General features: G+C 63.8%; 23 protein-coding genes. 10 read left to right on the forward strand and 13 right to left on the reverse strand.

Annotated features, from left to right (window positions below; translation table 11 throughout):
• Positions 1 to 62 precede the first annotated feature (62 nt).
• A complete protein-coding gene (locus DVK01_RS17295; protein ID WP_101349905.1) occupies positions 63 to 1,481 on the forward strand; it encodes a geranylgeranyl reductase family protein in 1,419 nt (472 codons plus the stop codon).
• 241 nt (positions 1,482 to 1,722) lie between these two features.
• Entirely contained in the window at positions 1,723 to 2,175 is a 453-nt protein-coding gene (locus tag DVK01_RS17300) for a type IV pilin (protein WP_121537820.1), read from the forward strand.
• Between the two features lie 5 nt (positions 2,176 to 2,180).
• On the opposite strand, the gene DVK01_RS17305 is transcribed toward DVK01_RS17300, so the two are convergent.
• On the reverse strand, positions 2,181 to 3,452 hold the full coding sequence (locus DVK01_RS17305; RefSeq protein WP_121537737.1) for an amidohydrolase: 1,272 nt from the start codon (positions 3,450 to 3,452) through the stop codon (positions 2,181 to 2,183).
• Between the two features lie 54 nt (positions 3,453 to 3,506).
• Positions 3,507 to 3,839 carry an uS10/mL48 family ribosomal protein gene (locus tag DVK01_RS17310; RefSeq protein ID WP_101349907.1) on the reverse strand — a complete coding sequence of 111 codons (333 nt, stop codon included), beginning with the start codon at positions 3,837 to 3,839 and terminating at the stop codon, positions 3,507 to 3,509.
• Between the two features lie 95 nt (positions 3,840 to 3,934).
• Here DVK01_RS17310 and DVK01_RS17315 point away from each other — a divergent pair, with 95 nt between their 5' ends.
• The gene (locus DVK01_RS17315) at positions 3,935 to 4,366 is read left to right on the forward strand and encodes a bis(5'-nucleosyl)-tetraphosphatase (RefSeq protein WP_101349908.1); all 432 of its coding nucleotides are present in this window, start codon (positions 3,935 to 3,937) and stop codon (positions 4,364 to 4,366) included.
• A gap of 21 nt (positions 4,367 to 4,387) precedes the next feature.
• Here the strand turns inward: DVK01_RS17315 and DVK01_RS17320 are convergent, their stop codons facing one another.
• Positions 4,388 to 4,756: a hypothetical protein gene (locus DVK01_RS17320; RefSeq protein WP_101349909.1), complete on the reverse strand. Its 369-nt coding sequence runs from the start codon at positions 4,754 to 4,756 to the stop codon at positions 4,388 to 4,390.
• 248 nt (positions 4,757 to 5,004) lie between these two features.
• On the opposite strand from DVK01_RS17320, the gene DVK01_RS17325 reads away from it, so the two are divergent.
• Positions 5,005 to 6,033 carry a DUF5787 family protein gene (locus tag DVK01_RS17325; RefSeq protein ID WP_121537738.1) on the forward strand — a complete coding sequence of 343 codons (1,029 nt, stop codon included), beginning with the start codon at positions 5,005 to 5,007 and terminating at the stop codon, positions 6,031 to 6,033.
• 23 nt (positions 6,034 to 6,056) lie between these two features.
• On the opposite strand, the gene DVK01_RS17330 is transcribed toward DVK01_RS17325, so the two are convergent.
• Genes DVK01_RS17330 through DVK01_RS17340 form a run of 3 tightly spaced genes read right to left on the reverse strand, consistent with a single transcriptional unit; the run spans position 6,057 to position 8,531 of the window.
• On the reverse strand, positions 6,057 to 6,536 hold the full coding sequence (locus tag DVK01_RS17330) for a DUF5797 family protein (RefSeq protein ID WP_101349911.1): 480 nt from the start codon (positions 6,534 to 6,536) through the stop codon (positions 6,057 to 6,059).
• Positions 6,537 to 6,588: 52 nt separating this feature from the next.
• Positions 6,589 to 7,824, reverse strand: coding sequence for an ABC transporter permease (locus DVK01_RS17335; RefSeq protein WP_121537740.1), 1,236 nt, complete (start codon positions 7,822 to 7,824; stop codon positions 6,589 to 6,591).
• Positions 7,824 to 8,531, reverse strand: a complete 708-nt coding sequence (locus DVK01_RS17340) for an ABC transporter ATP-binding protein (protein WP_101349913.1) — start codon at positions 8,529 to 8,531, stop codon at positions 7,824 to 7,826. The genes DVK01_RS17335 and DVK01_RS17340 overlap by 1 nt, the downstream gene beginning before the upstream one ends.
• Positions 8,532 to 8,646: 115 nt before the next feature.
• Here DVK01_RS17340 and DVK01_RS17345 point away from each other — a divergent pair, with 115 nt between their 5' ends.
• Positions 8,647 to 9,666: an outer membrane lipoprotein carrier protein LolA gene (locus tag DVK01_RS17345; RefSeq protein WP_121537742.1), complete on the forward strand. Its 1,020-nt coding sequence runs from the start codon at positions 8,647 to 8,649 to the stop codon at positions 9,664 to 9,666.
• Between the two features lie 24 nt (positions 9,667 to 9,690).
• On the opposite strand, the gene DVK01_RS17350 is transcribed toward DVK01_RS17345, so the two are convergent.
• From DVK01_RS17350 to DVK01_RS17360, 3 genes are read right to left on the reverse strand one after another with little or no spacing between them, the layout of a single operon-like run.
• The gene (locus DVK01_RS17350; protein ID WP_101349915.1) at positions 9,691 to 10,155 is read right to left on the reverse strand and encodes a Mut7-C RNAse domain-containing protein; all 465 of its coding nucleotides are present in this window, start codon (positions 10,153 to 10,155) and stop codon (positions 9,691 to 9,693) included.
• On the reverse strand, positions 10,148 to 11,884 hold the full coding sequence (polX, locus tag DVK01_RS17355; RefSeq protein WP_121537744.1) for a DNA polymerase/3'-5' exonuclease PolX: 1,737 nt from the start codon (positions 11,882 to 11,884) through the stop codon (positions 10,148 to 10,150). The genes DVK01_RS17350 and polX overlap by 8 nt, the downstream gene beginning before the upstream one ends.
• A gap of 1 nt (position 11,885) precedes the next feature.
• Positions 11,886 to 12,338, reverse strand: coding sequence for a DUF5788 family protein (locus DVK01_RS17360; RefSeq protein ID WP_101349917.1), 453 nt, complete (start codon positions 12,336 to 12,338; stop codon positions 11,886 to 11,888).
• 209 nt (positions 12,339 to 12,547) lie between these two features.
• Between DVK01_RS17360 and DVK01_RS17365 the strand changes: the two genes are divergently transcribed.
• Positions 12,548 to 14,632 (forward strand): caspase family protein, encoded by a 2,085-nt coding sequence (locus DVK01_RS17365; protein ID WP_121537746.1) that lies wholly within the window; start codon positions 12,548 to 12,550, stop codon positions 14,630 to 14,632.
• 70 nt (positions 14,633 to 14,702) lie between these two features.
• Here the strand turns inward: DVK01_RS17365 and DVK01_RS22875 are convergent, their stop codons facing one another.
• Entirely contained in the window at positions 14,703 to 14,834 is a 132-nt protein-coding gene (locus DVK01_RS22875) for a hypothetical protein (protein WP_255410229.1), read from the reverse strand.
• Between the two features lie 406 nt (positions 14,835 to 15,240).
• Between DVK01_RS22875 and DVK01_RS17370 the strand changes: the two genes are divergently transcribed.
• The 4 genes from DVK01_RS17370 to DVK01_RS17385 all read left to right on the forward strand — a co-directional run bounded on the left by DVK01_RS17370 (position 15,241) and on the right by DVK01_RS17385 (position 18,945).
• Entirely contained in the window at positions 15,241 to 16,185 is a 945-nt protein-coding gene (locus DVK01_RS17370; RefSeq protein WP_121537748.1) for a response regulator, read from the forward strand.
• A 130-nt stretch (positions 16,186 to 16,315) separates the two neighbouring features.
• Complete coding sequence (locus DVK01_RS17375; protein WP_101349920.1) at positions 16,316 to 17,245, forward strand: rhomboid family intramembrane serine protease; 930 nt, start codon at positions 16,316 to 16,318, stop codon at positions 17,243 to 17,245.
• A gap of 2 nt (positions 17,246 to 17,247) precedes the next feature.
• Positions 17,248 to 18,054: an endonuclease V gene (locus DVK01_RS17380; RefSeq protein ID WP_198560229.1), complete on the forward strand. Its 807-nt coding sequence runs from the start codon at positions 17,248 to 17,250 to the stop codon at positions 18,052 to 18,054.
• A gap of 66 nt (positions 18,055 to 18,120) precedes the next feature.
• Entirely contained in the window at positions 18,121 to 18,945 is an 825-nt protein-coding gene (locus DVK01_RS17385; RefSeq protein WP_101349922.1) for an SDR family NAD(P)-dependent oxidoreductase, read from the forward strand.
• 19 nt (positions 18,946 to 18,964) lie between these two features.
• Here the strand turns inward: DVK01_RS17385 and DVK01_RS17390 are convergent, their stop codons facing one another.
• From DVK01_RS17390 to DVK01_RS17395, 3 genes are all read right to left on the reverse strand, one after another.
• A complete protein-coding gene (locus DVK01_RS17390; RefSeq protein ID WP_101349923.1) occupies positions 18,965 to 20,056 on the reverse strand; it encodes a TRC40/GET3/ArsA family transport-energizing ATPase in 1,092 nt (363 codons plus the stop codon).
• A 51-nt stretch (positions 20,057 to 20,107) separates the two neighbouring features.
• Positions 20,108 to 20,269: a hypothetical protein gene (locus tag DVK01_RS22325; RefSeq protein WP_004516852.1), complete on the reverse strand. Its 162-nt coding sequence runs from the start codon at positions 20,267 to 20,269 to the stop codon at positions 20,108 to 20,110.
• A gap of 75 nt (positions 20,270 to 20,344) precedes the next feature.
• Positions 20,345 to 22,792 carry an ATP-dependent DNA helicase gene (locus DVK01_RS17395; protein ID WP_121537750.1) on the reverse strand — a complete coding sequence of 816 codons (2,448 nt, stop codon included), beginning with the start codon at positions 22,790 to 22,792 and terminating at the stop codon, positions 20,345 to 20,347.
• Between the last annotated feature and the right edge of the window lie 138 nt (positions 22,793 to 22,930).

Below are 22,930 nucleotides of genomic sequence, written 5' to 3' on the forward strand. Positions count from 1 at the left end.
TCCAGTCGTCCGCTGAAACCCGTAGCGGAATAATTTTCTCTCTCCGGGCAGGACGAGAGTGCATGACCACACACCAGGACGGCAACGCCGACGGAGCGTCGGCGACGGCACGGACCGTTTCCGTGGACGTTGTCGTCGTCGGGGCCGGGACATCCGGCTGTTACGCCGCCGCGACTGTCGCGGACGCGGGCTACGATGTCGTCGTCGTAGAGCGCAAAGACGAGACCGAAGCCGGCCACATCGCCTGCGGAGACGCACTGAAGGGAGCCAGCGACTTCCCCGATGCGATTCCGAAGTCACAGCTCGAACCGGCCTTTACCAACACAGATGTCGACCACGGCCGCTTCGAGATTCCGCAGGAAGACACTGTTCTCGAGATCCCCGTCCCGGGCGAACTCGCCGTCATCGACCGCTGGGAGTACGGTCGTTGTCTCATTGAAGGGGCAAACAACAGCGGCGTGGAGTTCCACTACGACACGGTCGTTCAGGACGTGCTACAGGACGACAGCGGCCGTGTGACCGGCGTAAAAGCCATGCGGAAAGGCGACCCCGTCACGTACGAGGGTGACATGGTCATCGACGGGGCCGGCGCACTGTCTATTCTGCAGGACAAGACGGACCTCGAAGACGCGACCTTCGACACGAACGTCCAGTACTCGCAGTTCTGTTCGGCATACCGTGAGATAATCGAAGTCGACGAGCCGGTCGAGTGGGACGACGCGCTCGTGTTCAAGCCGACCGAGCGCTCTGCCGGCTATCTCTGGTATTTCCCGCGCACGGACACGGAGATCAACGCCGGCCTTGGCTTCCAGATGAACGAGGAGCCGATGGAGCTAGTCGACGACCTCAAGCGCGACCTCCAGGGTCGAAGCGAGTTCGAGGGCGCGAAGGTACAGGATAAACTCGGCGCTGCGCTGCCGACACGCCGGCCGTACGATTCCGCCGTCGCGCCCGGGTTCATGGCCGTCGGCGACGCCGCCGGACACGTCAATCCGACGACCGGCGGCGGTATCGCCGGTGCAGCCTACGCCGGGACCTACGCCGCTGAACAGGCTATCGAAGCCATCGAATCTGGCCGGACGGACGACGAAGCCGCGCTCTGGGAGTACAACGAGCGCGTGATGGACCACTTCGGCGCACGGTATGCGGCGCTTGACGTGTACAACATATTCACCACCGCCTACGACGTCGACGACCTGATGGCCCTGCTGGCCGCGTTGCCCGGCGAGAAGCTCGCAGAGGCACTGTACGGCGGTTCGACCAGCATCGGACTCGGACTCAAACTCAAGATGGCCGTCAAGAGCATCGGCCACCTTGGGACGATCAGGGACCTCTACCAGACAAAAAAGGCTGCCGACCGGCTACTGGACCATTACGAATCCTACCCGAGCGACCGGAGCGGCTTCGAAGCCTGGCAACGCGAGCGCGATTCGATTATGGACGATATCTACGACGTCACTGGCGCAGACCCCAAGTACTGATTCAGCGGTTCGTTGCGGCTTTCGGCTACATCTAACTCTCTGATAGACGTCTGTCAGTGTCAAGTGTCTGGCTTTGAATGTTATCTCGATAGTAATTAATTACTATATGAACTGAAATTCTGAACGACAAGTTTTATTATTCGACAACATGATAACAAAATGAAGTCGCACCGGCGTCGGTTGACCGGGGGGTCACCGAGATGGTGACAGCGTGTCGACCGTCGCCGAGTGGGGGTCAATCATGCTAGCACGTAGATTCAAATCTGACGACAGTGCAGTCTCGCCAGTTGTGGGTGTCATCCTAATGGTTGCAGTAACAGTACTGTTAGCGGCGACAGCAGCGACGTTCTTCCTCGACTTCGGCTCAGGGAACATCGGCCAGAGCGCGCCACAGGCGGCGTTCTCATTTGATTACGATGCCGGGAGTCCCGACACCCTGACAATCGAACACCGAAGCGGCGACTCGATTCGGGCCGGAAATCTGTACATCACTGTTAGCGGGGCTTCAGGAGCCAACGGACAGCACGATTTCTCGAGTCTCAGCGGCGCGCTGTCGGCTGGTTCGGAAATCACGGCCGGGTCACGGGTGACGTTTTCCGGGGCATCGGACCTTTCTGACGCGACAGTCACACTGAACTGGAAGTCGCCGGATAGCGGCAAATCGATCCGACTCGCCAGCTGGGAAGCGCCGTAGCGTAGTCACTCGCTCAGCCGGCGGACTGCCCCGGTGACGACATCGACGCCGATAGCCAGCGAGTCTTCGTCGACATCGAATGTGGGGGTGTGGTGGCCGCCCGGATGGTCGGTCCCGATACCGACAAACGTCGCCGTCCCGCCGTGATTCTGGACGCGGTCCATCAGATAGGTGGCGTCCTCGCTGCCGCCGAGATCGTCGGTTCGAAGGCGGCTGGTGACGCCGGGAACTGTGTCGGCCATTTTATACACCACGTCTGCAAGCGTGTCGTCGCTGACCGCGCTCGGTGCTTCCGCCGTCGTCTCGATGGCGACCTCGCAGTCGTGCATCTCTGCAGCCGACGACATGACGGTGTCTGCCCGCCCGCTCATGTACTCCTTGAGCGGGGTCGTTTCGCCGCGGACTTCCCCTTCCAGCGTCGCCTCCCCGGGGACGATGTTCGTCGCTGTGCCGCCCTCGACGACGCCAGCGTTGACCCGTGTCGCGCCGTCACCGTGGCGGCGAATCGCATGGAGGTTCTGTACGGCGGTCGCAAGGGCCTGTACAGCGTCCCGTCCCTGTGCTGGATGTCCTCCTGCGTGGGCTGTCCCACCGCTGAACGTCGCCTCGAACTGCCGAACGGCGAGGAAGCCGCCGACGCCGGCGACAATCTCTCCAGTCGGATGGTCGAGACCGACGTGTATCGCCAGCAGGTGGTCCACATCGTCCAGATGACCGCTTTCGGCGACGGCCTTCCCGCCGCCGATGACCTCCTCGGCGGGCTGGAAGACGACTTTGAACGTGCCGCGGAAATCACTCTCTTTCACCGCCTCCAGCACGCCGAGGCCGATTGTCGCGTGGGCGTCGTGGCCGCAGGCGTGCATGTACCCCTCGTTCCCCGAGCGGAACCCCGCGGCCGCCGGGGCGTGTGCGGCGCTGTCGGCCTCCCGTATCGGGAGCGCGTCGATGTCGACCCGGAGCGCGACGGTCGGTCCCTCGCCCTGTTCGACGACGGCCAGCGCACCGGTGAACCCTCCGTTGGCGGCCTCCAGCACGTCCTCCCGGGCACCGGCCTCGCGGGCCTTCGTCCGCCAGGCGTCGAGCTCGTCGTCGTCGGGGACCGCCATCCGCGCGTCGGCGTCGACGACATCCCGCCCGAGATGCAACTGGTCGACGCCGATGCGTTCCAGTTCGTCGACGATGCGACTGGTGGTGTAGAACTCCCGCCACGCGGGTTCGGGATAGCTGTGCAGGTCACGCCGGAGGGACCGGAGCCGCTCCTGCTGGGACTCGTTCATGCCGGCGAAACGGGGCACACTCACTTATAATAATCCACGGGAACGGCGGCGGGCCTACGACCCGCTGCCGACCTGCGTGCGCTGTTCGACGCCGGCCTCGACGTGGATGGCGTCCGGGAACGTCCGCTGAGTGACTGTCCGAGCGAACTCCTCGTAGCCGACTATCTCTATGGTCCGGGTGTAGACGGTGTGAGTCCAGGACTCGAAGCGGCCGCCGCCCGGCCCCAGCGACTTCGACTGCGGGATGCGTAGCTCCTGTGGCTGTTTCGGATGGGGGCCTTTCAGTTCGACCCCCTTCTGCTCGGCGTTTTCCTTGATCTCCGTGACGACGTCGTCGAGTCGGTGTCGGTCCCCACTGGTGAAAGTAAGCGTCGTGACAAAGGGCATCTGTAGACGAACACTCAGCCGCGAGTGACAAAAGACCATCTGTTTCCGTTGTGTCTCCGATATTCTCTTAAGTAGCGGTGTCATAAAATCCGATAATGATAGAGGCCACGAGCGCGGGAGCCATCCTCTTTCGCGATACGCGTGGCCGGCGGGAGTACCTCCTGCTCAAGAGCCGACCCGGCGATTGGGAGTTCCCCAAGGGCGGCGTCGAGGGCGAGGAAGAGCTCCAGCAGACCGCCATACGCGAAGTGAAAGAGGAGGCCGGTATCGGCGATTTCCGGCTTTTAGACGGGTTCCGCGAAGACTACGACTACGTGTTCGAGGCGAACGGCAACACCATCCACAAGACGGTCCACCTGTTCGTCGCGAAATCGTTCGAAGCGTCAGCCGAACTGTCCACAGAACACCGCGACCTGCAGTGGCGCGACTACGAACAGGCCATCAACACGGTCACGCAGGACGGCCCGCGCGAGATACTCGAAGAGGCACACGAGTTCCTCGACGAGCGCGACGACGAGGAAGAGTAACCGGAGTCGTGAACCCGGTTCTCAGAGCGCGACGCCGGCCAGCAGCGCCACTGCCGTCGCGTTACCCATACCGATGACGAAGCTCCCGACGACGGCGGCAAAGAGGAGCAGCAGGACCGGAATCCCCAGCAGCGCGACCGCGATGGCGATTTTCGCGCCCGTCTCGCCGCCGAGTTCGACCGCGACGATGCCGAGGATACCGACGAGGATGACCGCCCACGCCTCCCAGGCCCCCTGCTCACTGGCGGTGCCGTTCGAGGTCTTGATGTAGAAGTAGGCCGGCACGGCGATTCCGATGGGGAAGGTCAGCAACGCGACGATGCCCGCCGCAATCCACTGTATCGTCGTGTACTGGTCGAATATCCCGTCGCCGCGGGCGGCGGAACTCATACTGTCCCTCCACTGAGGGCACTGAACGCGGCGTCGCCTGTCGGCTGGGGCGCTGTGTTGAGGGCAATCGCGGCTGGACTGTCTCCAGGCTTCTGGTGTGTCATTCGTAACCGACGGTTTGTTTCTGAAGCTATCACATAAATAATCGGGTTGTGTCACCGAACGAAACGATTGCCAGGGACGCCGGCCCGGACAGGGCTCCGGCATCGGAACGAAGGGTTTTGGTCCGAAGCCGACAACGACTGCTCGTGGCTCCTGACTCCGAGTTCGCCTTCGAGTTGTCTGTCTGCCAGTGGGCCGAGCGAGCGTGGTCGCCGGCCGACGACGCGGCGGTGCTGGTCGCCAGACAGTTCGGGACGAAACACCGCCGCTGGGACACGATTGTACTGGAGTGTGACCCCGATGGACTCCGCGAGCGAGCGACGTTCGGCGGAGACGCGTTCGACTCGGACCTCCTGCACGTTCTACAGAACGCGCCGGCCGACTGGACGTACTACCGCGACGCGCTGCCTGACCCGGGCTATCCGTGGCGGTACGTCCGGGAGTCGATTCACGAGGCGGCCGACCGGGGTGCCGTCGAGACCCGCAAGCGCGGCAATCGCATCGAAATCCGTCGGGTACGCCCCTATCCGGACTGGCTCCGGCGGGTCGTCGCCATAGAGAACAAGCCCGACCTGACTGCCAGCGCCGCCAGGAACCTCGTTCCGCAACTACAGCGGGACATCGCGCTGTCGCTTGCCGACGAGGTGTGGGTCGCGACGGCGGCGACCGACGAGCGCGTGGAGCCGATTCTGCTAGCGGACCTGCCCGCTGCCGCCGGTGTGTTGACAGTCGACCCAGAAGCCGGTACGGCCGAGGCGGTCTGGCAACCGCGGTCGCTGTCGGTCGACGACCCCGGAACGCGCATTCTCGACCGCCCGACCGACGACACCAGCGCGGCCCGCTTCGAGTACGTAGACCCCGACTGGAAGCAGGAGCGGCGACTCACCATCGCGGAGCGAGCGTACGCTCGTGGGTGGCGCGCCTACGCCAACACGATGCGCCCCGACTGCCGGCACTTCCAGCTCAGTGCCGACGAAACCGGTGTATTCCCCTACTGTGCGGCGAAGAAGTGTCTGCCGACAGCGGCGGAGTGTCGGGGCCAGTGCCCGTCCTACGAGCCGGAGCCGCCGGCGTGGCGGTCGATGGATTGGCCGCTCGATGGCGGGCCGGGCAAGGCAATAAAGCGGTTGTTAGCGCGGCGACGACGCCGCCAGCGGCCGGGGCTGTCAGAGTAACCGACCGATACCGCGGTCCGGTCTCATTCCTCGGACAGCTCGATATCTAGTTCGTCACGCGGAACGGCCAGCCTGAACGTCGGCACGGTCTTCTCAACGGTCTCCACGATACCCTTGTCCGCGAGGCTGCGAAGCGCAGAGCGAACCTCGTCGGTGTCGCGGTCCTCGCCGACCTCGCGGAGGGCGTGTAACACGGCGACGACACTCTGGCTCTCCTCGTCCGGTCCAGCGATTACGTCGACGATAGCCTGCTGGAGCGGGGTGACCGTCACTGTCTGAATCCGCTCGGAGTCTTCCCCGTCGATGAGCGTCGTCGCCTCCGGCGTCGCACAGATGAGGCTGTTGTCGTTGCGGTAGTAGTACTCCTTGAGTTCGGCTTCGAGGTACTGGTGGACCTCGCTTCCGCTGTCCATGTCCCAGCGCTCCTGCAACTCGCCGTTTTTCGTCGGCTGGAGCTCGACGATGTCGGCGAGTCGCTCGCGGGCCTCCTCCGAGAGGGTCATGGCCCGTCGGTACGACGACCACGTATTTCGGTGTTCTGAATCCGGGTAAGGCTCACTCGTGTCTGAGTGCGTCGATCGGGTCGACCCGTGCCGCCCGCCATGCCGGGTAGAGACCGGCGACGACGCCGACAAGGACGCCGACGCCAACAGCCAGCGCCATCCACAGCGGCGCGAGCGAGAACGTCACTTCAGCGTACCGAGTCGCGCCGTAGCCGACGAGGAGTCCCAGCGGGACGCCGAGCAGCGAGCCGATCGTCCCGAGCAGTGCGGCCTCGACGAGGAACACCTGCATCACGTCTCGGTTGCGCGCCCCGACGGCTTTCATGATGCCGATTTCACGGGTGCGCTCGGTGACGCTGACGAGCATCACGTTGGCGATGCCGATAGCGCCGACGACCAGCGCGATGACGGCGATACCTGTCACGAAGCGCGTGATGCGCTCGATAACGTCGCTAATCTCCTCAACGAAGTCGTTGCCCGACCGCGCGACCAGTTCCGTGTCGTCGGCCGACAGCGACCGCGCGTCCGCGTCGCCGGAGATGTAGCCCTGAATCGCCGACTGGGTCTCCGGAATCGCCCGCGGGTCGACGACGAGCGTCACCTGCGGGTACGCGCGCTGTCGCACGCCCGCCGCCGGGCTCTCGACGACGGAGTCGTAGAACGGGTCGATGGGGACGTACACCCGCGGCTGGCGGGCGAAGTCGCTAACCGGGACTTCCCCGCGAGTCCCGTTGACGACGCCGACGACAGTAACGTTCCGCTCGCTCCCGTCAGGCATCGTCATCGTGAGCCGCTCGCCGGCCGTGAGGTTCTCGGCGAACGACCCGGCCATGCGCTCGTTGACGACGACCGCCGACTCCTCGGCCCCGAAGGACCGGCCCTCGACAAGGACGCCGTCGCCGATGCTGGCCGGTCGCACTGCCGTGACCTGCTGTCTGGCCAGCGTCCGGTTTCCGTGTCGTATCGACTGGGTCCGGACGATACCGCGCGGAAGCGCCGCCTGTACGCCCGGAATCCCCTCCAACTGCTGTACGTCGTACTCGGTAAACACCGGCTGGAGCGTCCGGTCGAAGTCGTCGTCGCCGGCGGGCGTCCCGAACACGTAGATGTTGCCCGCGTTCGAAGTCTCGATGTCGCCGACGATTTCGGCCTCGACGCTGGCCCCGAACGTGGCGAAGGCGATGACCGACGCGATGCCGATGATGACGCCGACGACCGTCAGCGCCGACCGGAGTTTGTGGGCCCTGATAGACCGGAGCGTGATGCGGACGCTCTCGCCGGCGTCCATCACTGTTTGCCCCCGGAGACGTCCTCGACGGACTGGATGTGGCCGTCCTCGACGTGGACGATGCGCTCGGCCCGCTCGGCGACGTGGCGCTCGTGAGTCACGAGCAGGAACGTGTTGCCCGCCGCGTGCAGGTCGTCGAACAGGTCCAAGATTTGCGCGCCGGTGTCCGTGTCGACGTTGCCGGTGGGCTCGTCGGCGAGAATCAGCGCCGGGTCGGTCGACAGCGCACGGGCGATGGCGACCCGCTGGCGCTGGCCGCCGCTGAGTTCCGCGGGGACGTGGTCGGTGCGGTCGCCGAGTCCAACCTCAGAGAGGAGCGACCTCGCCCGCTCGCGGCGACGGGCGCGGTCCCAACCGTCGAAGACCAGTGGCAGAGCGACGTTTTCCACCGCGGAGAGTCGCGGCATGAGATTGAACGTCTGGAAGACGAACCCGACCTCTGTCCCGCGGATGTCGGCCCGCTCGGCCTCGCTGGCCGCCGAAACGTCCTGTCCGTTGACCACGACCTGCCCCGACGACGGCGTGTCCAGCCCGCCGATGAGGTTCAACAGCGTGCTCTTGCCGGAACCGCTCGGACCCATCACCGCCGTGTACGACCCGGCCGCCAGGTCCAGGCTCACGTCGTCAAGCGCCGTCACCGTCCCGCCGAGGTCGTACTGCTTGCTGACGCCCTCGACGCGGACGGTCGTGTTCGCTGGCTCGCTCACGGCCCCGCGTACGGACTGGACAGCAATGAGGGGTTCGACCGTTGTCAGCCCCGACGAAAGTTCCGGTGCTGTGATAGGAGCAACCCACTTACCACTCCAGTCCTAAGGCAGGCCAATGACAGCCAATACCGGACGGAGACTGGCTATCGTCGCTGTGTTTGTCACTATCGGACTGCTGGCTGCTGGGGCGGTCGCTGGTGTGTCCGGCCTCAGCGAGATGGGGCAACCGTCCGGCGACGAGGTGCTGGACCAGACCGAGCAGCGCTACGACGCAGCCGAGACGATTACCGGAATCGCGACTGTGACTGTCATGAACGACTCGGCGTCGAAGACTGCAACGGTCGAATATGCCGCCGCTGAGCCGAACAAAACGTGGGCCGCCGTCACGAGCGAGACCCGGTCGTACGAGATGGGGACGAACGGGACTGTCGTCTGGGCGGTCGGCGAGAACCGGTCGTATGCCCGCGAACTGACTGCGGAGTCCGTGGCGATGAACGACTCGACCGACCCGGTTCCCGAGGAGAACGTCACAGCCACGCTCCGCGGGACTTCAGAGGTCAACGGCGAATCGACGTACGTTCTCGACCTCGAACCGACCAACGAGAGCATCGACGCGCCGAACACGACGCTGTGGGTCGATACCGAGGACTACCGCGTTCACAAGATGACCACTGACGACGGAACGAACCGGACGGAGCTCACCGTCGAGGAGACGAATTTCAACGTCAGCATCGACGACAGTCAGTTCGCCCCGCCGGCTGACCGGGTCGCCGTCACGACCGTCGAAACGTACGACACCTACGACGCGGCTCAGTCGGCGACGGATATGGACCTGCCAGAGTACGAGAACGGGACTTTCGAGGAAGCGCGATATATCAGCCGGCCGGAGAGTACGGCCGTGGTCCAGCAGTACGACGCTGACAGCGAGAACGTGACCGTCCTGAGCGCCACTGGCGCGTTGAGGTACTTGGAGGACGTGGAGAACGGGACGGCAGTACAGGTGAACGGCCAGAACGCGACCGCAATCGAGCGCGACGACAGGGCTGTCGTCTACTGGACCGAAGACGCTGTCACGACTGGCGTGGTCGTCGAGGGGACGACCGACGAGGCCGTCGCCGCCGCTGAAGAACTGTAGCGACGCCCGCTAACTGTCTGTATTCTATAGCTCTTCCAGCGTTCTCTTGACTGCTTCCCAGTGGCTCCCTTTCCAGAAGTGTTGCCCGCAGTCCGTACAGCGCCAGACCCGTTCGTCGTCCGCGGTCGGTGCGTACTCCGGCGTGGGTTCGACCGGGTCGACCTGCTCGACCGGCCCGTTACAGACGCCACAGTGGGCCGGCTCGTCGGCGAGCGAGAGTCGGAAGCCGGCGTCGGCGAGTTCCCGCAACTGGTCCTCGACCGCCCGTTCGGTGAGGAGCACGCTCTCGGATGCGCGGGCGGCGAGGTCGCTGTCCCGAGTTATCACCAGCCGGTCCTCACGTGCCGCTACAGCGAGGAGATCGTCGTCGGCCTCGGCGGCCCGGTCCAGCGCGTAGGCCGTGTCGTAGCCACACATCCGGAGATAGGTGGCGAGCTTGCCGAGCATCGCATCGAGGGCGAGCCGGTCGCGCGGGGTCTCCTCAGACATCGAGGAACTCGCGGACCCCCTCGGCGTCGCGGGTGTTCAGCACGTCCGCCGTCTCGGCCCATCCCCGCCGCGCCGTGTGGACGCCGTAGCGCAGGAGGTCGAGGTCGCCCGGGCTGTGGGCGTCCGTGTTGATGGCGATTGTCGCGCCGGCCTCGATAGCCTGCTTTACCGCGCCGCCGCCGAGGTCCAGCCGCGCCGGGTTGGCGTTTATTTCCAGGGCCGTGTCGTTGTCGGCGGCGACGGCCGCGAGCCGCTCCACATCCGCGTCCAGTCCCTCCCGGCGGTTGAGATAGCGGCCTGTCGGGTGGCCGATGACGTTCACGTCGGGATGTTCTGCGGCTGCGACGAGGCGGTCCGTGCCGTCGCCGTCGAGCGCGGCGTGGGGTGAAGCGACGACCACGTCCAGTTCCGCCAGCAAGTCGTCAGCGACCGAGACAGTGCCGTCTTCAGCGATATTAGCCTCGACGCCGGTGAACACGTCGATGTCGGCCTCGGCCGCGACCGATTCGACCTCGGCTATCTGCTCGCGGAGCTTCTCGTCGGAGACCCCGACGCCACCGACCATCCCCGGCCCGGTCGCGTGGTCGGTGACGGCGAGGTAGTCGTGACCGAAGTCGGCCGCGCCCGCGACCATCTCCGCGATAGTGTTTCTGCCGTCCGACCAGTTCGTATGGGTGTGGACGTCGCCACGGACCTCGCCTTCGGCCAGCAGGTTCGGCAGCGTCCCGTCGGCGGCGGCCTCGACCTCGCCGCGGTTCTCACGGAGTTCCGGCGGGACCCAGTCCATTCCCAGCGCGTCGTACACCGCGTCTTCGGTCTCGCTGGCAACCAGTTCGCCGGCCCGCTGGTCGTCGTCCTCGACGCCCTCGACATCGAAGACCCCGTACTCGTTTACCTTCAGGTCCCGCTCTATGGCGCGATTGCGGACCGCCACGTTGTGGTCCTTGCTCCCGGTGAAATACTGCAGCGCCGCGCCGAACTCGGCGGGGTCGACCACCCGCAGGTCGACCCGCACGTCGTCCGCGTAGGCGCTCGCCTTCGTCTCGCCGGACTCGATGACGCGGTCGAGCCCGTCCCAGTCGGCGAACCGCTCGACGACGGCGTCGGCGTCGGTGCTCCCGACGAGCACGTCCACGTCGCCGATGGTCGGCCGCCAGCGCCGAATCGAGCCCCCGAGCGCACACTCCTCGACGGCGTCACCAGCGGCCATGTACTCCCGAATCCGGTCGCCCTGTGGTCTGGCCTCGCCCAGCAGCGACCGTTCGTGGGCCTCGCGGGCGAAGTCGATGTTGTCGAGGATGTTCTGCTCGGTCTTCGCGCCGAAGCCGGAGACCTCCTGTATCTCGCCGGCCTCGGCCGCGGCCTCCAGTTCGTCGAGGGTGGTGATGCCCAGTGCATCGTACAGCGAGCCGACGGATTTCGGCCCAACGCCCTCGACCGCCGTGAGGGCGTCCATCTCGACGGGGAGTTCCTCGCGCAGTTCGGTCAGCTCCTCGATTTCGCCGGTCTCGAAGTACTCGACCACCTTCGCGGAGATGGCGTCGCCGACGCCGTCAATCTCGCTAACGCTGTCCTCGCCTTCCGCTGCGAGGCCCTCGACAGCTCCGGGGTAGTCCCTGATATTCTCGGCCGCCCGGCGGTAGGCCCGGGGCTTGTACTCGACGCCCTTCGCGTCCAGCAGGTCGGCGAACTCTTCGAGCAGTGTCGCGATTTCGTCGTTCCGGCTCATGTCAGTAGCTCCGCCCGGCACGGCCCGTGCCGGAGTCCGCGTCCTCGTGTCCCAGCGCTTTCTGCAGGAATTTCATCCAGCGTTTTCTGTCAGCCGCCTCCTGTGCCTGCGCTTCCTGCTCGATATCCGCCGCACCGAGCTGTTCGAGGGCGTTGAGCGCCCGGTCGATGCCGATGATGGCCGTGGCGAGCTCTTCGCCGCGCTCGTAGCTCACGTCGTTGTCCTCGATTCGTTGCTTTCGCTGGAGGCGCTCGCGCCGCAGGTTCTTTTTCGCTTGCTCGACGCGCTCGCGCTCGCCCCGCGGAACTGTCTCCCGACGTTTGATTTCGAAGACGAACGACCGAAGTTCGATCTTCTCACCCTGGATGGTGATTTCATCGGGAATGTCCGCACCGACAGTCGCGCTGTCGCGTTCGATGCGCTCCAGCAACTGTTTGCGCTCGAACTCTTTCACTACCGGCTGTTAGGCCGGGGTGCCCTTACCCGCTTCGCCCGTGTTCTATCGAGGGTAGCACAGCGTTGCCCATTTGCTACACTCGCGTGTGCCTAGTTAATATCTCAAGCGAACTCTGTGAGCGGTCTCGACCGAGGTCGGCGATATCTTTTTGATCATCTCTATCGTTCGTATGATACGAGAATAACACCGTCCCTCTCGGTTATTATATGACTCTAACCTTCGAACCGCTTGACGACCGTCCGGGACTCGCGGTCATCGACCAGATAGAGCGCCAGCGCTACCGGATACACACGCCCGCTCCCATCGCGCTCAGGGACGCCGCGACCGACGTGTTCCAGTATCCCGTCGGGGACGCCGTCCGGATACGGACCCAGGCCATCGAACTCCCGACGGTCGTTATGGTGTACGTCCGTGACGACGACGGGGCGATAGCCGCTGAGGTCGCACAGTTCGAGTCGGAGACGCTGCCGTCGGACGATTACGTACTGGACCCGCTGACGCAGATAAAGACATATATGCGGGTCGAGGACGCCCAGATTGCCGTCACCGTCGACTCGGACCGGACCCGAATCGAGTTCGATTCCCCGACGGACGTGCTCATCGGCGCTCGGTCCCAGCACGACCGGCCCGCGGCCGCGGTCACGACGACCAAGGACCCGACCGACATGATGGCCGCTGTCGAGACCTTCGGGTCGGCGCTCAAGGCCTACGACCCCGAGCGCTCCTATCCAACGCTTCGCGGCCACCCCCCCGCGCTTGAGATCGGTGAAACGCTGGACATCCCGGCGGCTATCGACAGTCCGGACACCGGTGTCACGCTCGAACTTCCGCCCAATCTCGCGTCGGTTTTCGTCGCCGCACCGCTCTCGTACTACCTCGGAGCCTCGCTCGTCCCCGCATCCGAACCGCGGCTGACGACCGACACCGGATTTACCTACTCGCTCGACACAGCACGGGGCTTCGAATCCGAGGTCGGACGCACGCTCAAACGCCTGTTTTTCTTCGACTGTGTCACGCGCACGGAAGGATTCCATCAGATAGACCTGCACGAACGGGCGGCCATCGAACCGTACGTCGACCTCGACTTCCAATCGCTGTATCAGCAGCCGCTAGCGGAGCAGGTCGCCACCTATCTGCAGGTCCCGTACGACGTTATCGAGGACCACATTCCGAAGTGGCGACTGACGACCCACATCGACCCGGTGCCGGCGAACGCGGAACAGCTCCCGTATGTCGTCGACGACCTCGCCATCGTCCGGACACACCAGCAACAGCGGCTGAACCAGGCGAGCGTTCCGGCGGAGGTCGAGGCCGAGTTCACCCGTGATGATGTCATCACCCGCGCTGCGAGTTCCGACACTGCCACCGCCGCAACCGAGACGGACTACGTCGAACCGCAGGCCGAGGACTCACTGGAACAGGCCTGGATTGGGGACAGTATCCCAATCGGTGCGAGCAAGCTAACCAAAGCAGCGTTCGAACACCGGCTTGACCGCGACACGAACGCCGAGGACATCACGATTCGCGTCGTCCAGAACGACGCCCGGATGGATGAGGAACGACAGCTCGTCGACGACGTGTATGGCACCCGCGACGACCTGCCGTTCGATGTCACGGTCCACGACGACCTGACGACGGCGGAGCTCAGAACCGTTCTCACGACCGACGCGGAGTTCTTCCACTATATCGGCCACACCGAACATGACGGCTTCGTCTGTAGCGATGGCAAACTGGACGTGACAACGGTCGACTCGGTCGGCATCGACACGTTCCTGCTGAACGCCTGCAACTCCTACAATCAGGGATTGGCGCTCGTCGAAAAGGGTGCAATCGCTGGCATCGTCACGCTCAACGAAGTTCTGAACGACGGCGCAGTTCGCATCGGTGAGACGGTCGCACGGCTGCTGAACTGCGGCTTCCCCCTTCGCGCGGCGCTTACCATCGCACGCGGTGAGAGCGTCCTCGGTGGTCAGTATATCGTGGTTGGTGATGGGGGAGTGACAGTTGCACAGACAGATGGTGGGATGCCAAACCTGCTTGAATTACAAACTACTGAAACCGGTTATACTGTAGAAATGAATGTATACTCGACGGACGGAAATGCGTTAGGCGCTATTATGTACCCGCATATCAATAAGTCTGAAGAACATTATTTAGTTCCGGGCAAAATTGACAGTTTCAGTGTAAATTGCGAGGAATTAATAGATTTTCTAGAGATGCAACAGATACCGGTCCGATATAAAGGCGAACTGCATTGGAGTGACTCAGTAGATATAGATTCTATAAATTGAGCGTTTCAACTAGCCAGCAATGCATCCACTGTGAAGGGAATTATTCAACTGAGTTTATTAGTTCTAGTGTCTATGGCCCGGGGTAAGCACTGTTATTAGCTGCCGCAGTCCCCGCCTGTGACAGTAGCAGCAGGAGGGTGAACAGCGCGCCGGTCATTTTTGGGTGCTCTGCGAGGTATTCGCGCATGGTGGTATCTGACATGATACAACTTCGATGATGGTGGGGAGATAATTAAATTTATTTGAAAAGTACCTACATATTATATATTGTATTAAGCATAGAATTAACAGTCAAATCCAGAAACTAACATCCACAAGACTGGAACCGCACGTTTAGAGGAGAGTAGCGCACGAACCGGTCGTGCGTACACATGAGAGGGAACCAGCGATACCCCCCCATCAGTAGCGTTTAGTAGCCAAGTATGTAATTGATAATCAGGGTCTAGTATTAATGTATGAATGGAAAATAGCTGATAACTATCTGAGAGATACACGTCCTGCTGGTTCGCTCCGGGGGTCGGACGCAGGGCGGATGTATGCGGCAATCGCTACCAGTTTGATGGAATGGCTGCTTGCTGGCGGCTTTGTCGACACCACCCGGAGGAAGGATGACTTCTGAGGAGCAGTGGCGGCTCGGAGACAAGACAGTTGAGCTGTCCAGTGCGGTCACCAGCGGCAGCCGCCGCGCGGCAACGCGCCATACACCGCTTCTCCGGACGGAATCAGTGGACCGACGCGACGAGCTGCGGACAGAGGTTCCGGTTCCACTTGCGAAAGTCGAGCAGCCTCAGGAGTGTACGGTGTTGCACGTCGATGATGATCCGCAGGTCGGTGAGCTGGTCGAGATGTATCTCGAACGCATCAACGACAAGTTCGACGTCGTTACCAAGACCAGCGCCGTCGCTGCGCTTGACGTCCTCCGGAGCGAGCAGGTCGACTGTATTGTCAGCGATTACGATATGCCAAACACCGATGGACTGGAGTTTCTGGAACTCGTCCGTGAGCAGTATCAAGACATCCCATTTATTCTGTTTACCGGCAAGGGTAGTGAGGAGATAGCCAGCGAGGCAATCGCGTCGGGCGTCACGGACTATATGCAAAAAGGAGGGAGGTCAGACACGTACGATGTCCTGGCCAACCGAATCGAGAATGCTGTCGAACAACATCGCACCGAACAGCGGTTCTGGAACGCCCTCTCGTGGTATCAGCGGCTCGTTGAACAGGAGCTTGCGGGCGTCTGTATCATTCAAGACGGGGCGTTTGTCTACGTGAACCAAAAGCTAGCTGATATTTTCGGCTATGACCAGAGTGAACTCATCAACGAGTCTCCGGCCCTCCTCACGGCGGAAGGCGACGGCGACAGACTACCTGAGTCACTCCGAACAGCAGAGTCAGACGAGCTCGATACGTTCCACTCGGAGTTTGAGGGGCGACAGGCCGACGGTGAAACGCGTCACATCGAAGTATCCGGCGGGTCGATTGAGTACGACGGCGACCCGGCGTGGATAGGCGTGCTCCGAGACGTCAAAAGCAATCCCGGTACTGGCGAGTAAGTCGCTGTTTGGCTGCTGCGTACAGCCCTTTGCTTTTCCGACTCAGACATCGCAGTATCATCGTAGTCTGCCGGTGACTGGCCCAGTATAAGCACAATCCCTTTCCACGGCCCACTCCTACCGTAGTATAATGTCGGAGTGCGATGCCTGTGGGAAGCAGGAGAACATGCCGTATCAGTGCGGGCACTGTGGTGGGACCTACTGTGCGGAACACAGACTGCCAGAGGCCCACGATTGCCCCGGACTTGACAACTGGAGCGATCCGGGCGGCGTGTTCGACAGCGGGTTCGACGAGAGTGTAAACACCGGTCAGACCTCCGGTGGCGTCGCCGACCGGCTCGGTATCGACACCGGGCCCGGCGGGCCGCTGGCGTACTTCCGGGGGAACGTCACGTACCTGTTCTTGGCGATTATGGGTATCGTGTTCATCCTCGAACACGTTGTCATTCTCTCTCTGGGCAGCGACGCGTTTCAGACGCTGTTCGTCCTCCATCCGAACAATCCCGAGTACGTCTGGACCTGGGTCACGTCGGTGTTCTCACACGCTCCCTTCGGGTTCTATCACATCCTCGGCAACGGGATTATTATCTACTTCTTCGGCCGGATCGTTGAGCAGCAGATTGGGTCGAAGAAATTCGCGGTCTTCTTCCTCGCTTCCGGCGCGCTGGCCGGCCTCGGACAGATCGCAATTCAAATGGTGCAGGGCACTTCCGCCGGCGTGCTCGGAGCCAGCGGCGCGGCGCTGGCGATTATGGCGTTTCTGACCGTCTTGAAACCTGACCTCCGCGTATACCTGTACTTCTTGATTCCCGTTCCGATCTGGGCCATCACCGGCTTTTACTTCCTGTTGAGCATCTTCGGATCGCTCAATCCGATGGGGGCCGGCCTGCTCGGCGGTAACATCGCGCACCTCGCCCACCTCATCGGCCTCGTCATCGGACTCTGGTACGGCCAGAAAATAAAGGGACAGGCCCGGATCCCCGGCCAGATACAGTTCGGCGGTGGCGGCGGCCCCGGTGGACCGGGCGGTCCCGGCGGTCCCGGCCGGCGTCGTCCGTGACGATGCAGCTGGTTCGCCCCGAGTTGGTCCCCGACCCGTCGCTCTCGCAGGCCGAGATGGAGGCGCTGCAACGCGACATCGCCGAGGATGCGCGGTTCGAAGACGACCTGGACTTCTCCCCCGAAACCATCGCGTCCGCTGGGGATGCACCGGTCGACGACCAGACGACGCTGCGGACTGGCGACGGGGCCGCTGACCCACCGCTCGTCGCCGGCGTTGACCAGGCCTTCGTCGACGACAAGGCCATCTCGGCCATCGTCGTCCTGCGTGGCGGCGAGGTCGTTGAGCGGGTCAGCGCTGTCGAGCAGACCGAGATTCCGTACATTCCCGGCCTGCTGTCGTTCCGTGAAGGCGGCGCAATCCTGGCCGCGTTTGCGGAGTTGGAGATTGACCCCGACGTAGTGCTGGTCGACGGCAGCGGCCGCATTCATTTCCGGGAAGCCGGGCTGGCGACACACATCGGCGTCACACTGGACGTGCCAGCTGTCGGCGTCGCCAAGAATCTCCTCTGTGGCACGCCGGAGCAGTCGCTCGAGGAGACATACCCGGAAGGGGCGCGGATTCCGATTACTGCCGACGACAGCGTTGAGACCTGCCCTGGTGGAACGGTTATCGGTCACGCGCTCCAGACGCGTCAGTACGATTCACCGAACCGGTATATCAATCCGCTCATCGTCAGCCCCGGCCATCGCGTCAGTGCATCCACGGCGGCGGATATCGTCGACGCTACCACCGACGGCTACAAGCTCCCCGAGCCGACCCGACTGGCCGACAGCTACGCCGATGGGGCAAAGGCGTCCGTGGAGTGATGCTACGGTATCTGCGTCGGATAACCGACAGTATAACTTCCCGGGGTGTGTTCTCCCGGCCAACACATGGCGAAGACGGTGCTGATTACCGGAGCGTCCTCGGGTATCGGGCGGGCGAGTGCCGAGGCGTTCCTGGCCGACGACTGGACTGTCTGGGCGACCGCTCGCGAGGAATCGGACATCGGCGATCTCGCCGAAAACGGCTGTCAGACCGCCGAAATCGACGTGACGAACCCCCGCGAGTGCGAGCGGGTCGTCGAGGCGCTCGTCGACGCCGAGGGACGGCTGGACTGCCTCGTGAACAATGCCGGGTATCCGCAGTTCGGCGCAGTAGAGGACGTGTCGACGGCGGCGCTCCACGAGCAGTTTGACGTGAATCTTTACGGGCCGCATCGACTCATCCGCGAGGCCCTCCCGCACATGCGGGCCCGCGAGAACGGCACTATCGTCAACGTCTCAAGCGTTGCAGGCCGAATCGCGTTCCCGAACCAGGGGAGCTACGCCGCCTCGAAGTTCGCGCTGGAGGGCCTCAGCGACGCCCTCCGGATGGAAGTCGAGGAGTTCGGCATCGACGTGGTGCTGGTCGAACCCGGGCCGGTCGAAACCAACTTCAGCGACCGCGCTGACGAGGAACTCGACAACCTGGAAACGTCCGGCGCGTACGACTGGCTGTATCAGGCCCACGCGGATTCGAGCCTCGTCGGCATTCAGGACGCGCTCTCGGTCACGCCCGGGACAGTCGCGCTGACCATCCGCGATGCCGCCAACGCCAGCGATCCCGAACCGCGGTATCCCGTTGGGCAGGGCGCGCAACTGCTGCTCATGCTCGATTACCTGCCGGCGCGGTGGCGTGACGCGGCGTTCGGCGTTATCCGGAAACTGACCAGCTAAGCCGCGGCTGTCGCCTCTCTCAGTCCAGACAGGCCGCGACAACCGACAACAGGCGCTCGCCGCGCACTTCTTCGGCGAACAGCGGGACTCGGCGCACGTCGTGGCCGCGGAACATGTCCTGTGATCGGGCCAGCGCGTCTTGCTGGACTTGCCAGCGCCGCGCGCAAAACTCGCAGTCGGCGTGGTTCGGACCGGCGATGTCCACGTCCTTGCCGAGCACCTCGCTCGGGTCCTGCATCACCCGATTGACGACGACGGTGCTGACCGGAATATTAAACTCGTCGAGTTGAGCGAGCAAGCGCTCGGATTCGACAACAGACAGTTCCTCGGGCACCATCACGATGCGGAAGTCCGTCTTCCGGGGGTCCTGCAGAATCGACCGCAGGTGCTCGATTCTGTCCGACAGCTCCTGAAGATCCTCGATGCCGGCTTCGGCGTCGACCTCGTCGTCATCGCCACCGAACATCCCAGTGAGGTTGTCCATCATCCCCGAGAATCGCTCGCGGAGTTGCAGAATCTTCCCGACCATCGAATCCATCGTCTCGGGGAGTTCCAGCAGTCGGAGCGTGTGGCCGGTCGGCGCGGTGTCGATGACGACGCGGTCAAAGCGGTCGTCGTCGACGTAGTCCAGCAGGAGTCGGAGCGCCGCGGCTTCGTCGGCTCCGGGCATCGAACCACCGAGCAGTCCGTCCTCGCCGCCGATGGGGTCCTCGGCCTGGCTTGGACCTGCCGCACCGCCCGCACCCCCACCGAACATCCCACCGCCGCCGAGGAGTTCGCCCACACCGCCCAGTGCGTCCTCCTCGACGCCCAAGGGCCCCTCGCCCACGGCGGCCTCCGGATCGATCTCTGCGGCGTAGAGGGGAATATCCTCCCGGATGCGCGTCGGTGTCGCCGGGATATCCGCATCCAGCGTGTCTGACAGGGAGTGGGCAGGGTCTGTGGAGACGACGAGCGTCGCCGTGTTATCTCGCGCGGAGGCCAGCGCCGTGGCTGCGGCACACGTCGTCTTGCCGACGCCGCCTTTCCCGCCGTAGAGAACGTACTCCGCCGCGTCGATTCCCGCGGGTGCGTCGATATCGTCGACCGCCTCGACGTCGAGTTCGCTCATGCCAGAAGCTACGCTCGTCCGGCCTTGAGTACTTCCCGAAAAGGAGTTGTCCTACTGTCTCGAAGACCGCGCTTCACGGACATCGGCGCCGTCACGGAGTTTGTCCTCACAGTTCGGACAGACCCGAGGACCGTGACCCTCGACGGCTTCTGGTGTGAAAACCCGTACGTACTGCTCGGTTACGAACTCGCCGCAGTTCTGACACTCGGGCATCTATAGGTACACTCGTTCCACGATGTATATGCCTTCCGCTGCCAACGATTTCTTCCGGTTGATACGCAGGCGGCGTTACCGGTGGTCGGCCCAGAATGAGTCCAGTTGGCTCGCAAGGAAGTCCGGCGTCATTCGAGTGAACTCCTCGCGCTCGCCCGCCGGCAGGTACGGATACACTGAATGTCGTGCGTCCGGTGTGTACCGACGGCCGACCAGTGCCCGCACGCCGACTTCGTCGATGCCGCGGATGACGCGGCCGATAGCCTGGCGCGCGCGCCGCACAGCCGGCACTGTCAGGGCGTACTCGAAGGCGTTGTCCTCGCCGAAAGCGTCGCCGTATGCTCGCTGGACACCTCGGACGCGGGGCGAGCCGATGTTCACGAGCGGGATGCCGACGACCACACAGGTCGAGAGCTTCTCCCCGTCGTAGTCGACACCCTCAGTCAGCGTCCCGCGCGTCGACGTGACCATCACCTTCCCGTCGCCGCTGAAGAACTCGCGTTTCAGCCGCTCGGTCTCCTCATTGCTCGAAGACTCGTCGACGAGGACCGGCTTCTCGACGGCCTCCTGCAGGTATGCGCCGGCCCAGCGTGCCTCCCGATAGTTCGGCATCGCCACCATCACATTTCCGGGTGAGCGGGCCAGCGCGCGCAGCGCCTGTGCGTACTCGTCGCGCGTCGGGTTCCAGTTCTCCCCGAGCGGTCGCATCGTTTCGGGGTCGCCGCGGTTGCGGGCGGTAAACGGCGTCGCGTCGACGAGGTACGATGCCCGGTTTTCCGCCGGGAACGGCAAATCGTAGGTCGTCGACCGGACCGGCCGTCCGTCGCCGGATTGCTCGTCCGGAGCAGTTGACCCTGTCTCGGCCATCGAGTCCAGTCCCGACACGCGAGTAAACACGTCCAGCGGCTCCAGCGTCGCACTCATCAGAATACCGCCCCCGAGTTCGTCGAAGACGTTCCGCAGGGCCGTCGCTGGCATACAGTTGTAACACACTAGACCCGGCGTGTACACGGTCTGGTAGTCGACATCGAGACCCTGTCCGTGGTTCGGTGAGTGCTCCAGTTCAATCTCTCGGAGGAACGTCGCGTGGTCGCGCTCCCACCATTGCCCGGCCAGCACGCCAACGGCGGCACACACCGGCTGGCGGGTCAGGCCCAGTTGGTCGATTGCGTCCTCGACCGCGGCCCCAACTTTCGACAGCGAGCGCCAGAGCGACCCGTCGTAGCCCTTGCGCTCGGCCCACTCGGTCAGTTCGTCCTGCTCAACCGTGTCGGGGTCCCGGAGCGGAATCTCCCTATCGTGTTCCGGCAGGGTCGACGGGTCCGCGCGCCAGCCCTCGTGTTCGGTGTCAAGGAACGACTCGATGCGGTCGTCGAGCCACCGCACGAGGTCGTCGTAGAACTTCCGGGCTTGGTCGACCGCGTCCAGCGGGACCTCCCGAGCGGACAGCACCTCGCGCACCTGCGCCTTGTGGTCGGCGCTCTGCTGGGCGCGCTGAATCAGCATGTTACAGTCGTTGCGCGCCTGCACGATGGTCTGGCGGCCGATGCGGTCCGACAGGAGGTCCCGCACGCGCTCTTCGAGCCGATGGGCCTCGTCGACGATGACGAACGTCTGGTCGTCGAGCACGTCCGACAGGAGCGGGCGAGAGCCCGGGTCGAACAGGTGATTGTAGTTCCCGACGATAACATCGGCCTCGTTCAGCAGCACGCTCATTACCCGGTGGGGACAGGTCCCTCGTTCCGTCGCCGCTGGGAGGTAGTCGTCCATCGTCACGACGTGCCCCTCCCCGGCGGAGAAATCGACGGGCGAACCCTTGTTGCGGGCGTACCAGTCCGCCTCGAACGGACAGTATAGCGGCGGGTCTGATCCCTCTGCCAGCGACTCCGGGGCCGTTGGCTGGGCCCGCCGGTACGGTGAGGCCGCGCCCGCGGTCGAGAGCGTGTCGTCACCGAGGGTCGACTGCTCGGCCGCGTCGGGGCGCGCGGCCGCGGCAAGGTCCTGTCCTTTCCGTGGGTCCCACCACTGGTCGTCGTCGGCCTCAGCGTCGATTGCGGCGTCTGCGACAGCCGCGCCGTCCGAGCGCCCATCGTCTTCGACTAACCGCGCTGTCGTCTCCCTGAGGTCCTCACACCGGTCGTGCGTACCTACATCGTCCGGGAACTGACCCTCACGACCGTACGGGCAGAGGTCGCGTTTGCCGACCAGCGAGATGCCGTCGAAAGGCTCCTCGATACCGGCGTTGAGCGCTCGCAGGTCGTCGACAAACTGCTGGAGTTGCTGTTTGACCGGCGTGACGACGACCATCCGCTCGTACAGGTCCGTATCGCGAACCAGCGTCGCGCCGGCGGTGAGCGCGGCCATCGTCTTGCCGGTCCCGCATGGCCCTTCCATTGCGAGAAAGCCGCGTGCCTTGCCCGCCTCGATGGCTCGCTCGACGGCGTCGGCCTGGTTCTCGTACGGCTCGTCGAAGCCGAAATACGTGCGCCAGGACTCCGTGCCCGTCGAGGCGGGGTCTGCCATTGAACCGGGGTTAGTCGCCTTCGTATTTGAACCGCAGGGTTCCTCGCCGTCGCAGTTGCTCAGTGCGAATCGCGTCAGAGCCGCAGTGAACCGAAAAACGGGCTGTGACTGACCGCCGTCGTCCAGTCACCGGCACCG

Origin of the sequence: Haloarcula sp. Atlit-120R, from assembly GCF_003665885.1 — an archaeon.
GTDB classification, from domain to species: domain Archaea; phylum Halobacteriota; class Halobacteria; order Halobacteriales; family Haloarculaceae; genus Haloarcula; species Haloarcula taiwanensis.